Here is a 13,302-nt window from a genome sequence, read left to right as displayed (position 1 = left end):
GATTCAGTAATTCCAGTTCACGCTGAAACCAAAAGTCACAGGATCGGTTTTGAAGCCGTCCGGTTTCGACAGCGGAATTCCCGCAAAAAAGTCGTAACTGACCCCGGCAGGTATGATGCCGCCGCGTAATCCGACAACACCACCCGCCAGATGACGTCCCAGCGGCCCGCCCTGAGAGGCACTGTTGCCTCCCACCTCGCCATAGTCAGCACCCAGATAAAGTTCCTGAGCAGGCAGCGGCGTCTGCCAGGCCAGCGTGTTCTGTACAGTCCAGCCCCGGCTGGCACTGAGGGTGCGTTCCCCATCGAAACCACGCACTGTCCAGCGATTGCCAATCGCGAACTCATCCTGCGGTGTCAGCGGGGTGTTACTCATCTGGCGTCGGTATTGGATGTTGTAACTTAAACGCTGATTTCCCAGCGAAAACGGCGTAGTGAGGCCCGCCTGCCAGGTGAGAATTTTAGATAGCGCGGTAGCGTAGGTGGAGTCGTGATATGACTCCTCCCACGCAGGCAGTGCCCCGAACCAGCGGGTACCACGCTGATAACTGACACCGGCGTCCAGCGTGGCCGGGCCGATATAATGCCGGTGAGACAGACCAAGCCGCCATGCGCTGGTTCGACGCTCCTGGCTGGTAATTTCCGTATCATTGATGAAGTTACGCGACGCTTTAACCAGTACGTCGGCACTGACGCTGGTTTTAGCGGCGGCGTTACGATAGATCACCCGGCTCACCTGCGCATCCAGCGTTCGGCTCTTCCCGGCATAGAGAAAATCGCGGCTGTAACCTGCGACAGTCTGGTGATAGTCGTAATCGCTGGCGGTAAGACCAAATAACCAGTAGCCAAAAGGCACCGAATAATGCCCCGACAGGCTTTTGCTGCTTTTTCTGCCCGCAAATCCCAGGTCGCGGCTGGCGGTCAGATAGAAGAGATCGCTCAGTGAAGTCGGATTATCAAGCGCCAGCATAATTCCGCTCTGATAGCGGCCGGTACTTTCAGTACCCGAGTCATCGAGCCACACGCCGAGGCGCCATAAGCGATGCTGAGTGCGTTCAATCACAATGTCGCTCTCACCCGGATTGAGTCCTGGACGCAGCGCCATACGCGCTTCCACAGTCGGCAGGCGCTGCAGATTTTCCAGCCCCTGCTCGATATCGCGCAAATCCAGGAGATTACCGGCATGGGCTGGCAATGCTGGCCACAGGCTGACGTAACGGGAGGAAGATGATGAAAGCTCTACCTTGCGGATTTTGCCAGGCACGATCAGCAGGTGCAGTACACCCTGACGCAAATCCTGCTGCGGTGCCAGTACGCGCGTCGTTACCCAGCCGTGATTAATCAGCCGGTTTTGCAGCGTGCCCATCAACTGGCTAATCCCTTTTACACCGAGACAGTGGCCATTTGCCTGACTGGCCAGGCGCCGTAGTGGCACCCAGTGCGGCATCGCCTCCAGCCCGGACAGGCTGACCTGCTGGATAACAAAACAGGGTGTTTCCTGCGGAAAATTCAGATGGGAAGGTGAAGGAACCTTCTCCGAAAGACGAATATCAGGTACCTGCGGCATCAGCCGCTGCTGACGCGCTTTCTGTTGCTCCTGCTGATGCTGCAACTGCTCATCACCCGGTGCAGCCTGCACTACCTGCGCATTAATCAGGAGGGCGCAAGGCAGAAATGCCAGCGCTTTAATAAGTCCTTTTGTTTCGAGCTGCATAACCTGTCCATGTAGCAAATGTGTTACAAAATGTATATCTGGTATTTTTTATGCGCACATTATGGCGCTGGAATTGAAAACCTCAAGAAAAAATGTAGAAAAATTTACAATAACCTTACACACCAGTGCGATACAGACACTTCAAATCGGGCCATTTTATCCTAAATAAAGCTGTTTCATGGTGCCCGGTCTCATTTCATCAGGCGGTTTCAACAGGCTGCTGAAATGCAGGGGAAAGGGACAGCCCCATTTAAATAGCAATATATTCATTACCTTAAAAGAAAATGGGTTTTCGAAGGGTTAATCTTATTTCAGAATGCAGATGTTGACTGAATAAGACGTCACTTACTACGCAGTACCTCGCTGTTAATCTCTATTTTTCTATGGATCTGTATTTTGCAGTTTTTCTGAAAGGGCCCTTCTCACCACATTCAGAAATCATCAAATAAAGTTAAGCAATGCAGTCTGTAAAAGCGGAGGCGGTTCCTGAGCGGCTATTGTTGTTAAGCGCCTGTTACGGCCATAAAAAAGCCCCCTCAGCATAGAGGAGGCTCGTTTTTAACCCGGTTCAGCGCGGAAGCTTAGTGCAGCTTAAGCCGCGGGCGGATCACCCGGTTGAGGCTGCCGACCAGCATCATCAGGCCGGTTTTAAAGTAACCGTGCAGCGCGATCTGGTGCATACGATAGAGCGAGATATAGACAAAGCGCGCAATCCGCCCTTCCACCATCATCGAGCCGCGCATCAGGTTACCCATCAGGCTGCCGACCGTGCTGAAGCGCGAGAGCGACACCAGCGAGCCGTGATCTTTATAGACATAGGCTTTCAGCGGCTTACCGGCACGCTGCGCCAGAATATTATCCATCGCGCGTGAGGCCATCTGATGCGCAGACTGGGCGCGAGGCGGCACGAAACCGCCGCCCGGTAGTGCGCAGGAGGCGCAGTCACCAATCGCGTAGATATCATCGTCCAGCGTGGTCTGCAGCGTCTCTTTAACCACCAGCTGATTGATACGGTTGGTTTCCAGTCCGCCAATCTCTTTCATAAAGTCAGGCGCCTTGATCCCGGCGGCCCAGACCATCAGGTCGGCTTCGATAAACTCGCCGCCTTTGGTGTTCAGGCCGTTGTGCTCAGCACTGGTGACCATGGTCTGTGTCAGAACACGCACGCCCAGTTTGGTCAGCTCCTGATGCGCTGCGGCGGAGATGCGCGGTGGCAGAGCAGGCAGGATACGTTCGCCCGCCTCGACCAGCGTCACATTCAGCGCTTCACGCCCCAGGCCTTTGAATCCATAGCTGTGCAGCTGCTTCACCGCATTATGCAGTTCAGCAGAGAGTTCAACGCCGGTCGCGCCGCCACCGACGATGGCGATGTTCACTTTCTCCTGCCTGCCTTCGCTGGCGGAGAATTTCAGGAACAGATTGAGCATCTCATTGTGGAAGCGGCGCGCCTGATGCGGGTTGTCCAGGAAGATGCAGTGATCTTTGACACCCGGGGTGCCGAAATCATTTGAGGTACTGCCCAGCGCCATCACCAGCTGGTCATAGGCGACTTCCCGCTGCGGCACCAGCACTTCGCCCTGCGCGTTCACCACTTCAGCCAGACGGATGACTTTCCGGCTGCGGTCGATGTCGGTGAGGGAACCCAGCTGAAACTCAAACCCGTGATTGCGGGCATGCGCCAGATAGCTCAGTGCATCAATGCCCTCATCCATGGAGCCGGTCGCGACTTCATGCAGCAGCGGCTTCCACAGATGGCTGTGGTTACGGTCGACCAGAATAATCTCGGCCTTTTTTTTGCGCCCCAGTTTATGGCCCAGTTGCGTAGCCATCTCAAGACCGCCGGCTCCCCCTCCGACAATAACAATTTTCTTAACTGACGTAGTCAACAAAGACCCCCTCAAATTGTGAACCAAAAGTTAACCAAAGGTTAAATTAAACCTTAAGAAACATAGGGTTGGCGAAGTTAAAATCGCAATCTGCTGGCAGAATAGCATGGCGGGAAGAGGAGAACATAAGAATATTGATATAGATCAAAACAGGAAAATAAAAGTCAGATAATTACGTAACGAAATCAGGCACCCTGCGGTGCCTGTTCTGTTTAACCTGCTGTTTTGAATGCTTTTATCCGCTGAAGATGGGAAGAGAGGTTTTTAAATTTGTGCCCTTCCGTCTCATCCCAGACGATCTCATAAAAAGGCCGGAGATGATCAGCGCTGCGCTGGCTGTCGAGCACCTCATCCTGACGTGAGAGAAAGGTGAGACAGCGGCCACGGTTGCGTTCGCGGAAATCGCTGACGCATTTAGTGGCGATATCCAGATACTCTTCCGGCCGATCAATCTTCCCTTCCATGTTCTCATGCGGAAAAAGGTTGGGATTAAAAATCGCCTGCCGGATGCCGCACAGGAAGCCGATGCGCTCTGACCAGAAACCGCCAAGCCCGACGCCGCAGATCAGTGGATGATCGTCGCCAGACTGCGTCAGCATCTTATCCGTCTCTTTCAGCAGAAACTGCATATCATGTTTCGGATGGCGGGTGCTGTAACTGAGTAACCTGACGTCAGAGTCAATAAACTGCAGTTGCAGCACTTTTTCGTGATTACCCGGACTGTTGGAATCAAAACCGTGCAGATAGATGATCATGATAATCCTCAAGGTAGTGATAGCGCCGGGCAGTCACTGTTTACCACGACGCCTTATGAGCCAGCCAGCGTTCCTGAAGCGCGCTCAGTTGCTGGGCATTGTTTTTCCAGCGATGCGTTGCCTGCAGTTCATCGCGGGTAAATCTGCCCTGATGATACAACCGCGTGACCCGCTCTGACCCGACCGGGATCAGGTTATCCAGCACACTGATCGCCCCCTGACGCTGATTGCAGACCAGCACCATGTCACATCCCGCATTAAGAGACTGCTGCGCCCGCTCCGCATAACTGCCCATCACGGCGGCCCCCTCCATCGACAGATCGTCGGAGAAAATCACGCCGTCAAAGCGCAGCTCCTCGCGCAGCACGGTTTTGAGCCAGTAGGGCGAACCGCTGGCAGGCAGGGGATCAACGTCGGTATAGATGACGTGGGCAGGCATGATGGCATCCAGGGCCTGCTCCGTAATCAGGCTGCTGAAGATCGCCATATCATGCTCGCGCAGCTTCTTCTCATCGCGTGGATCGCGCGGCGTCTCTTTATGCGAATCGGCGCTGACCGCGCCATGCCCCGGAAAATGTTTGCCGGTGGTTTTCATGCCTGCCTCATGCATTCCCGCAATAAAGCGGCGCGCCACGGCCAGCGCGATCGCCGGATCGGCATGGAAGGATCGATCGCCAATTGCGGCGCTGATATGGCCCACGTCGAGCACCGGCGCGAAGCTGATATCGATATCCATCGCGATCATCTCAGCTGCCATCTGCCAGCCCGCCTGCTGTGCCCGCTCGCCAGCGGTCTCTGCATCGTGCAGCGCCGCAAAAGATTGCATGGCGGGCAGCTGGGTGAAACCGTCGCGGAAACGCTGCACGCGTCCCCCCTCCTGATCCACCGCCACCACCAGCCGGGTGTGCGACGCGGCGCGGATCTGACGCACCAGCTCGGCAAGCTGGGCGGGATCGTGATAGTTGCGGGCAAACAAAATTAACCCGCCGACCAGCGGATGTTGCAGGATCTCGCGATCTTCGCCATCCAGTTCATAGCCGCCGACGTCAAGCATCAGCGGGCCGGGCAAATGTGATTTCATAACCTGAATCCTGTAGCGCAACGCAGGGGCGTCACGCGGTTAAATCTGTTCCCAGCTCTGTCGAGCCAGCTGTTGTAATGTGGCGTCGTCACACTGATCGGCGCGGAGCTGATACCAGCTGGCCATCAGCAGACGCAGCCAGGGCTGCCAGCGTCTGACCTGCTGCGCCAGCGCGGTGAGCGGCAGCTGCATCGCGGCGGCATAGCCAGCCAGCCAGTCGTGCTGATGCTGCGGATCGCAGGCACAGATCGCCGCCAGTTCCAGCGCAACGTCGCCATCGGCGGCATACTCCCAGTCGATCAGCTGCAGTCCCGCCGGGCTCTGTATAACATTCCCGGCGTGCAGATCCATATGCAGCGGTGCCAGCCGCAGCGGCTGCGGTTCCCCCTGCTGTGTCAGGCGTCTGAGCGACCGCAGCCAGCGGTGATTGCGCTGCGGCGTAAGTTGCCAGTAGCGCCATAACAGCGGCAGCAGCAGCAGGCGATAGCCCGTCAGCGGCTGCTGATGCAGCCGTTGCAGCAGCGCCAGAATCTGCGGACGCTGCTGACTGAAACGCGATTCATCCAGCGTCTCGCCAGGACACCAGCTCAGGATAATTCCCTGCCGGTTGCCCGCCACGGGATGCGGCGTGACACCGCTGGCACGCAATTTTCGTAACAGCCGGAATTCGCGCTGCCGCTCCACAAACGGAATAACCGGCTGCGGGGCCGCCCGCGCGATAAAGGTGGCGCGCGGGGTGACAATTTTCTGGCTGTGTCCGGTCAGACCCGCGAGCGGGATAATGGACGCCTTATCAGAGTCGCCGGCGACCTGCTGAATCATCCGCTGCAGCGCGGCATTAATTCTGGGCAATGCCGTTGCCGGACCAGACGATCTCGCCGGTCTGCACCAGCATCAGTTGCATCTGCAGGGTGGGTGCTTTGACATCACCGCTGGCGTTACTGTACAGCACATACTGCGCATTGACGTTGCGCGCCAGACCAATCGCTTTGCTGCGAGAATTAAGGCTGTCATCCGGCGATAAGCCCAGCGCCTGCTTGGCCTGCGCCAGCTGATCGGCGGAAACCAGGGTAAATTTGCCGTTGTTGTTCAGCGCATTCTGGATAGCCGCGGTGGCTTTCTCGCTCTGCAGCGCACCGTTGGTGCTGTTTTTAATCCGATCGACCAGCAGCACGCTGCCCGGCTCGGCGCTGGCGGCCTGCAACATCTTCGCCACCAGCGGCTGAACGCTGGCATCCCAGTTAATGGTGACCAGTTTCGGCGGCTGGGGCACCGGCTGCGGCTGCGGAACGGGCTGCGGTTCAGGTTGCGGAACGGGCTGGACCGGCTCCACAGGCTGGGTCGGTTCAACCGGTGCAGGCTGCTGCTGTTTCACCACACAGCCGGTCAGGATGAGCGCCATCAGAAGCGCTCCGGTACGATTCACACTGCGTATCACGTAGAAGATCCTTAAAGATAGAGATAAAGACGAACCTTGCTGGCTGTCAGGTTACCCAGTTGCGAGGCGGCGACAATGCTTCCCTGCGCCGGAACAGTCACGGTCTGCGCCGGTTCCTGCGGCGTAATTTCCAGTCCTTTATCGTCATACCAGTAGTAACGATAGTGAACAACGACCGGGGCTTCGCGCTGATTATAGAGCACGCTGGTGGCACGTTTCAGTCCATCGTGCTCATCCAGCGCGGGCTCGTCGGTAATGATCCCTGCCGACAGCACAGAGGATTCCATCACCAGTGACTGTGAGGTATTGATCATCGGTTTATCACTGCTGCAGCCCGTCAGGCAGAGCAGGATCGGCAGGCCGGTCAGCCAGGATCGCATAGCACGCTTCCGTTATGGTCAGTTTGAGAGCATCGGGCCCAGCGGTTCGCCACCCACCAGATGCATATGGATGTGATAAACCTCCTGACCCCCATGTTGATTGCAGTTCACAATCAGACGGTAACCATCCTGGTCGATCCCTTCCTGCCGGGCAATTTTCGCTGCGGTGGTGAACATCCGTCCCAGCGCATGTTCATGCGCCGCTTCCACCTCGTTGACCGTCGGAATCAGCACATTCGGCACGATTAAAATATGGGTCGGTGCTTTGGGGGAGATATCGCGGAAGGCAGTGACCAGCTCATCCTGATAAACCACATCAGCGGGGATTTCGCGGCGAATAATTTTACTAAAAATGGTTTCTTCAGCCATGGTGCAATTCCTGTAGCCTGAGTCGTAATCAATGAGTATGCGGGAGAAATTTGTTTTCTTTCAACCTCAGGACCACTTTTCTTGCATTGTTCGCCTGCCTTTGCAGCAGCGACACTTCGCCTCCGCTGACACAGGGTCCACCTGAACAGCTACCCGCCGGAAACCTTTAAAAATGAAACACTGTTTTATAAATTAGATTTTCGCCCCCCTTTTCTTTATCTGATTGCCACTTATTTGCCAGTCGTAGCCAGATTGCGAAGGTTTAGCGCCGCCGTCAGCTCTACTTTTCTAACCAGACCGGGTGAGATGGCCGGCATCACCAGGGATAAATCGCCATACAACCTCAAGGAGCATCCGACATGCGCTCACGTAAAATTGGTCTTGGCCACTATCTGGCCTATGGTTCCGGAGACTTTCTGGGAGCAGGCACCACGGCGCTCACCGCCGCCTGGCTGCTCTATTTCTACACCACTTTTTGTGGCTTAACCCCGATACAGGCCACGCTGATATTTGCGGCAGCGCGCGTGCTGGATGCCGTGGTCAGCCCTTTGATGGGCTTTCTGACCGACAATTTCGGATCGACCTGGCTGGGAAAACGCTTTGGCCGCCGCAGATTCTTCATCCTGCTGGGCATCCCCTGCGTATTCAGCTACAGCCTGATGTGGGTCAGCGACATGAGTTTCTGGTGGTATCTCACCACTTACCTGCTGTTTGATATCGTTTACACCATGATTCTGGTGCCCTATGAAACGCTGGTGCCGGAAATGACCGACGACTTTAAGCAGAAAACCCGTTTCTCCGGTGCCCGCATCGGCCTGGCGCAGCTCTCAGCGATTCTGGCTGCCTTTCTGCCTGGCATTCTGCTGGGAATGCTGGGCAAAGATAACCCTCTCTCCTTTTTCTATGCCAGCCTGGTGTTCTCGGTGATCTGCGCCCTGGTTCTGGCACTGGTCTGGTATTTTACCTGGGAGCGCCATCCCGATGACTTTTCTGCCGAGTCACGCCGGGCAGAGCTGGAAAAGCAGCAGCTGACGCTGACGCAGAACCTCAGACGACTCTATGTTGAACTGGCTTCAACGCTGCGCATCCGCATTTTTCGCCAGCACCTCGGGATGTATCTCGGCGGCTATATCGCCCAGGATGTGTTCAACGCCGTCTTCACCTGGTATGTCGTGTTTGTGCTGATGCAGAGCGCACAGGTGGCCTCCAGCATGATGGGCACCATGGCGGTGCTGCAGTTTATTGCCGTCATGGCGATGATCCCGCTCTGCATCCGTATCGGGCCTGCCCCCGCCTACCGTCTGGTAGCCATTCTGTTCGGCCTGGCGGCGCTCTCTTACGCCGGATTGTGGTATGCCGGCATGAACGACAATCTTTCGCTGCTGTTAGCGATCTCCGCCCTGGCCGGGCTGGGACGCGGCGGCATCAACTATGTGCCGTGGAACACCTATACCTATATCGCCGATGTGGATGAGGTGATCACCGGTCAGCGTCGCGAGGGGATCTTTGCCGGCATCATGACCCTGACCCGCAAAGCCTCTCAGGCCGGTGCCGTCATGCTGGTCGGAATCGTATTGCAACTCTCCGGCTTTGTCTCAGGTCAGGCGACACAGACCCCCACCGTCAGCCACACCATACTGGCGATCCTGAGCCTCGGCACCTTATCCGTGCTGGCCTGCGGCTTTTTGGTGTCACTGCGCTTCAGGCTCAACCTGCAGACCCACACCGTGCTGCGTCAGGAGACGCTGAAGATGCGTGAAGCGAACCGCACCGTGCCGGAAACTCTCGCGCCAGCGGCGCGCGATATCGTGGAGACTCTGGCAGGCATGCCCTATGAAAATCTTTGGGGCAACAACAACATCGGTTTTCTGAATCGTCACAAGCCTGCAGCGGCAAAATACCCGGCCCGCTCTCCGGTCTCCCCTTCTCTGAACCCGACCCTGAACAGGAATAAATCATGACACTCTACCCCGTTAAACAGAGCCTCCTCCTGCGCCAGCCGACCTGGCTGCTGCCGCGCAGCGAACTGGTTCAGCTGATTCAGAAGCTGACGCAAAATCTGATTAATATCACCGACGAAACCGGCGAGTTTCTGCTGCGGCTGGACGATGGCCGGGTGATCGATACCAAAGGCTGGGCGGGCTGGGAATGGACGCACGGTATTGGTCTGTATGGCATGCTGCACTACTATCAGCAGACCGGTGACGCGGAGACGCTGGCGCTCATCGATACATGGTTCGCGCAGCGTCTGGCGGAGGGAACACCGACCAAAAATGTGAATACCGTCTGCCCTTTTCTGACGCTGGCTTATCGTTACGAAGAGACCCGTAACCCGGCCTGGGTGCCGGTGCTGGAGCGCTGGGCAGAATGGGTCATGTATGAGATGCCGCGCACCGAACAGGGCGGCCTGCAGCACATCGTCTACAACAACGAAAACAGCCAGCAGCTCTGGGATGACACGCTGATGATGAGCGTGATGGCGCTGGCTAAAATCGGACAGCTGTTGAAGCGCGATGCGTGGGTCGAGGAAGCAAGCTATCAGTTCCTGCTGCACACGCAGTATCTGATGGATCGCGAAACCGGCCTGTGGTTTCACGGCTGGAACTTCGACGGCCGCCATAATTTCGCCAGGGCGCGCTGGGCGCGCGGCAACAGCTGGGTAACGATCGTGATACCCGACTTCCTGGAGATGATGAACTGGCCTGAGCAGCACGCCACACGCCGTTTTCTGCAGCAGGTGCTGGAGACGCAGGCTGACGCACTCCGCGCCTGCCAGCACCCCAGCGGCTTGTGGCACACCCTGCTCGACGATCCCGACAGTTATCTTGAGGCATCGGCTACCGCCGGGTTTGCATATGGCATTCTGAAAGCCGTCCGCAAACGTTATCTGCCCGCGGCGTATCGCGAGGTGGCCGAAAAGGCGCTGCGCGGCGTGATCGCCCATATTGATGAGGATGGCGAGCTGAAGCAGGTCTCATTTGGTACCGCAATGGGCAGCGACCTGGATTACTACCGCGGAGTTCCCCTGACCTCCATGCCTTACGGTCAGGCGATGGCCCTGCTCTGCCTGACAGAGTATCTGCGCGTCTATCTCTGAATCGCGCCCAAAAAAAAGCCCCGCACAGCGGGGCTTTTTCACAGCGGTGAATCATCACATGCTGCGGATGTAATCATCCATATCTGTTTTCAGGTTATCCGATTTGGTACCGAAGATAGCCTGTACACCGGAACCAGCCACCACCACGCCACGGGCGCCGAGGTTTTTCAGTTCGGTCTGGTCAACTTTACCCACATCGGCAACGCTGACGCGCAGACGTGTGATACAGGCGTCCAGGTTAGTGATGTTCTCTTTACCACCAAACGCAGCCACCAGTTTGCCCGCCATCTCAGAACCGGTCGCAGCAGACTGCTCACTGCTGCTGCTCTCTTCGCGGCCTGGGGTTTTCAGGTCCAGCTTCGCAATCAGAACACGGAAGATGGTGTAGTAAACCAGGCCGTAGATGATACCGATAATCGGGAACAGCCAGATTTTGCTACTGTTACCGCTCAGCACGATAAAGTCGATCAGACCGTGTGAGAAGCTGGTGCCATCACGCATGCCAAGCAGGATACAGATTGGGAATGCCAGACCGGCCAGCAGCGCATGAATCACATACAGGATCGGCGCCACGAACATGAATGAGAATTCAATCGGTTCGGTGATACCGGTCAGGAATGAGGTCAGCGCAGCGGAGATCATGATACCGCCCACTTTGGCACGGTTTTCCGGTTTCGCTGAGTGCCAGATAGCAATCGCCGCAGCCGGCAGACCGTACATTTTGAACAGGAAGCCGCCAGAGAGTTTACCTGCGGTCGGGTCACCCGCCATGTAGCGTGGGATATCGCCGTGGAATACCTGGCCTGCCGCATTGGTGTATTCACCAATCTGCATCTGGAAAGGCACGTTCCAGATGTGATGCAGACCAAATGGCACCAGCGAACGCTCAACGACGCCATAGATACCAAAGGCCACAACCGGGTTCTGGTAGGCTGCCCACTGTGAGAACTCCTGAATCGCCGCACCGACAGGTGGCCAGATGAAGGAGAGCAGCACGCCCAGCACAATCGCTGCCAGACCAGAGATGATCGGCACAAAGCGTTTACCGGCGAAGAAGCCCAGATATTCAGGCAGCTTGATACGGTAGAAGCGGTTGAACATGTAGGCCGCGATGGAACCGGCGATAATCCCGCCGAGAACCCCGGTGTCGGCGAGGTGTTTTGCCTCGATCTCCGCCGCAGAGAGATGCAGCACCAGAGGTGCCACAACCGCCATGGTTTTCACCATGATGCCATAGGCGACAACGGCGGCCAGCGCCGACACGCCGTCATTATTGGTAAAGCCCAGCGCGACACCGATCGCGAAGATCAGCGGCATGTTGGCAAACACCGATCCACCCGCTTCTGCCATTACATGCGAAACCACTGCAGGCAACCAGCTGAAATTGGCTGAACCGACCCCTAATAAAATACCGGCGATCGGCAGAACCGAAACCGGCAGCATCAGCGATTTACCGACCTTTTGAAGGTTGGCAAAAGCATTTTTGAACATAGCGTGAAGCTCCTGAGTATGAGTGCATATTTGCGCAGTGCGCGTGGCAAAGAGGGAGGATTCTTTGCCGGGGTGGCGGTAACCGCCTTTTGATTTATTACGAAGGGTAAAATAAATACCGCCCTGTTACTTTGACGGCTATCACGTTTCAACAATCCCGGCTGCGCACTTTACGAAATTTCTCACTGACCTGCACGATAAACCGGCGATAAAAAGCTGACCCTGTCTTTAAAAACAGGGTCATATGAGCAGATGACAGATTAATTACAGAGGCTGAAATAAAAACCGGGTTCAGGCACCCAGCTGGCTCATCGGAATATGGAACAGTGTAGAGAAGTTCTGCGTGGTGGCGGCGGCCAGGGTTTCCATATCCACCCCTTTCAGCACGGCCAGATATTCGGCCACGTCGCGGGTATAGGCAGGCTGATTCTCTTTACCCCGGTAAGGCACCGGCGCCAGATAAGGCGAATCTGTTTCCACCAGCATCCGATCCAGCGGCACGTAGCGAGCGGCTTCCCGCAACTGTTCGGCATTACGGAAGGTGACAATCCCGGAGAAGGAGATATAAAAGCCCATATCCAGCAGCTTCGCGGCAGTGGGCTGATCCTCGGTAAAGCAGTGTAGCACGCCGCCGCAGCGCTCAACCTGCTCTTCACGCAGAATGGCCAGCGTGTCGTCACGCGCATCACGAGTGTGGACGATGATCGGCTTGTTCAGTGCAATACCGGTACGGATATGTTCCCGGAATGAGCGCTGCTGCTGCTCTCTGGTCTCGGGCTGATAGTGGTAATCCAGCCCGGTTTCACCCAGCGCCACCACACGGGGATCGGCGGAGAGCCGGCGGAACTCCTCAACGTCATAAGCCTCTTCCTGATTCAGCGGATGAACACCGCAGGAGAGCGCAATGTTCTGCCGATCGCCGACCAGCTTTTTCAGGGTATGAAAACCCGGCAGCGTGGTGGCGATGGCCAGCATGAATTTCACATCCCGGGCCGCCGCTTTGGCGATCACATCATCGAGGTCGCGGTGGTTCTTTTCATAATCCAGGCCATCAAGATGGCAATGGGAATCAACAATAAACATAAGTAGTCT

General features: G+C 56.4%; 12 protein-coding genes. 2 read left to right on the top strand and 10 right to left on the bottom strand.

Annotated features, from left to right (window positions below; translation table 11 throughout):
• Positions 1-3 precede the first annotated feature (3 nt).
• The 8 genes from ACR6AS_RS03635 to hinT all read right to left on the bottom strand — a co-directional run bounded on the left by ACR6AS_RS03635 (position 4) and on the right by hinT (position 7,622).
• Positions 4-1,713, bottom strand: a complete 1,710-nt coding sequence (locus ACR6AS_RS03635; RefSeq protein WP_367396252.1) for a ShlB/FhaC/HecB family hemolysin secretion/activation protein — start codon at positions 1,711-1,713, stop codon at positions 4-6.
• Positions 1,714-2,294: 581 nt separating this feature from the next.
• The gene (locus tag ACR6AS_RS03630) at positions 2,295-3,599 is read right to left on the bottom strand and encodes an NAD(P)/FAD-dependent oxidoreductase (RefSeq protein WP_111138662.1); all 1,305 of its coding nucleotides are present in this window, start codon (positions 3,597-3,599) and stop codon (positions 2,295-2,297) included.
• A 212-nt stretch (positions 3,600-3,811) separates the two neighbouring features.
• A complete protein-coding gene (gene ycfP, locus ACR6AS_RS03625; RefSeq protein ID WP_111138661.1) occupies positions 3,812-4,354 on the bottom strand; it encodes an alpha/beta hydrolase YcfP in 543 nt (180 codons plus the stop codon).
• A gap of 40 nt (positions 4,355-4,394) precedes the next feature.
• Positions 4,395-5,435: a beta-N-acetylhexosaminidase gene (gene nagZ, locus ACR6AS_RS03620; RefSeq protein WP_434161144.1), complete on the bottom strand. Its 1,041-nt coding sequence runs from the start codon at positions 5,433-5,435 to the stop codon at positions 4,395-4,397.
• 39 nt (positions 5,436-5,474) lie between these two features.
• Positions 5,475-6,257, bottom strand: a complete 783-nt coding sequence (thiK, locus tag ACR6AS_RS03615) for a thiamine kinase (RefSeq protein ID WP_418802795.1) — start codon at positions 6,255-6,257, stop codon at positions 5,475-5,477.
• A 16-nt stretch (positions 6,258-6,273) separates the two neighbouring features.
• Positions 6,274-6,873 (bottom strand): penicillin-binding protein activator LpoB, encoded by a 600-nt coding sequence (gene lpoB / locus ACR6AS_RS03610; protein ID WP_111138659.1) that lies wholly within the window; start codon positions 6,871-6,873, stop codon positions 6,274-6,276.
• Positions 6,874-6,884: 11 nt separating this feature from the next.
• A complete protein-coding gene (locus tag ACR6AS_RS03605; RefSeq protein ID WP_111138658.1) occupies positions 6,885-7,253 on the bottom strand; it encodes a YcfL family putative periplasmic lipoprotein in 369 nt (122 codons plus the stop codon).
• An 18-nt stretch (positions 7,254-7,271) separates the two neighbouring features.
• Positions 7,272-7,622 (bottom strand): purine nucleoside phosphoramidase, encoded by a 351-nt coding sequence (gene hinT / locus ACR6AS_RS03600; RefSeq protein WP_111138657.1) that lies wholly within the window; start codon positions 7,620-7,622, stop codon positions 7,272-7,274.
• Positions 7,623-7,981: 359 nt separating this feature from the next.
• Between hinT and ACR6AS_RS03595 the strand changes: the two genes are divergently transcribed.
• Together ACR6AS_RS03595 and bglB are read left to right on the top strand one after the other, a co-directional pair.
• Positions 7,982-9,583, top strand: coding sequence for an MFS transporter (locus ACR6AS_RS03595; RefSeq protein WP_434161141.1), 1,602 nt, complete (start codon positions 7,982-7,984; stop codon positions 9,581-9,583).
• Entirely contained in the window at positions 9,580-10,719 is a 1,140-nt protein-coding gene (gene bglB / locus ACR6AS_RS03590; protein ID WP_111138655.1) for a beta-galactosidase BglB, read from the top strand. Before ACR6AS_RS03595 ends, bglB begins: the two co-directional genes overlap by 4 nt.
• Positions 10,720-10,773: 54 nt before the next feature.
• On the opposite strand, the gene ptsG is transcribed toward bglB, so the two are convergent.
• Both ptsG and ACR6AS_RS03580 read right to left on the bottom strand, forming a co-directional pair.
• Positions 10,774-12,210: a PTS glucose transporter subunit IIBC gene (gene ptsG, locus ACR6AS_RS03585; protein WP_111138654.1), complete on the bottom strand. Its 1,437-nt coding sequence runs from the start codon at positions 12,208-12,210 to the stop codon at positions 10,774-10,776.
• Positions 12,211-12,501: 291 nt separating this feature from the next.
• Entirely contained in the window at positions 12,502-13,293 is a 792-nt protein-coding gene (locus ACR6AS_RS03580) for a metal-dependent hydrolase (RefSeq protein ID WP_111138653.1), read from the bottom strand.
• Positions 13,294-13,302 lie beyond the last annotated feature (9 nt).

The organism is Pantoea phosphatilytica (assembly GCF_051025615.1).
Classification (GTDB): domain Bacteria; phylum Pseudomonadota; class Gammaproteobacteria; order Enterobacterales; family Enterobacteriaceae; genus Pantoea.
Note: the sequence above shows the minus strand (reverse complement) of the source record. Positions and strands in the feature narration are given on the sequence as shown.

Bases quoted from the DNA above. Each gene is read 5' to 3' on its own strand.
- ptsG (WP_111138654.1), bottom strand. From the start codon at position 12,210: ATGTTCAAAAATGCTTTTGCCAACCTTCAAAAGGTCGGTAAATCGCTG.
- ACR6AS_RS03580 (WP_111138653.1), bottom strand. From the start codon at position 13,293: ATGTTTATTGTTGATTCCCATTGCCATCTTGATGGCCTGGATTATGAA.
- nagZ (WP_434161144.1), bottom strand. From the start codon at position 5,435: ATGAAATCACATTTGCCCGGCCCGCTGATGCTTGACGTCGGCGGCTAT.
- hinT (WP_111138657.1), bottom strand. From the start codon at position 7,622: ATGGCTGAAGAAACCATTTTTAGTAAAATTATTCGCCGCGAAATCCCC.
- ACR6AS_RS03605 (WP_111138658.1), bottom strand. From the start codon at position 7,253: ATGCGATCCTGGCTGACCGGCCTGCCGATCCTGCTCTGCCTGACGGGC.
- bglB (WP_111138655.1), top strand. From the start codon at position 9,580: ATGACACTCTACCCCGTTAAACAGAGCCTCCTCCTGCGCCAGCCGACC.
- ACR6AS_RS03635 (WP_367396252.1), bottom strand. From the start codon at position 1,713: ATGCAGCTCGAAACAAAAGGACTTATTAAAGCGCTGGCATTTCTGCCT.
- thiK (WP_418802795.1), bottom strand. From the start codon at position 6,257: ATGATTCAGCAGGTCGCCGGCGACTCTGATAAGGCGTCCATTATCCCG.
- ycfP (WP_111138661.1), bottom strand. From the start codon at position 4,354: ATGATCATCTATCTGCACGGTTTTGATTCCAACAGTCCGGGTAATCAC.
- ACR6AS_RS03595 (WP_434161141.1), top strand. From the start codon at position 7,982: ATGCGCTCACGTAAAATTGGTCTTGGCCACTATCTGGCCTATGGTTCC.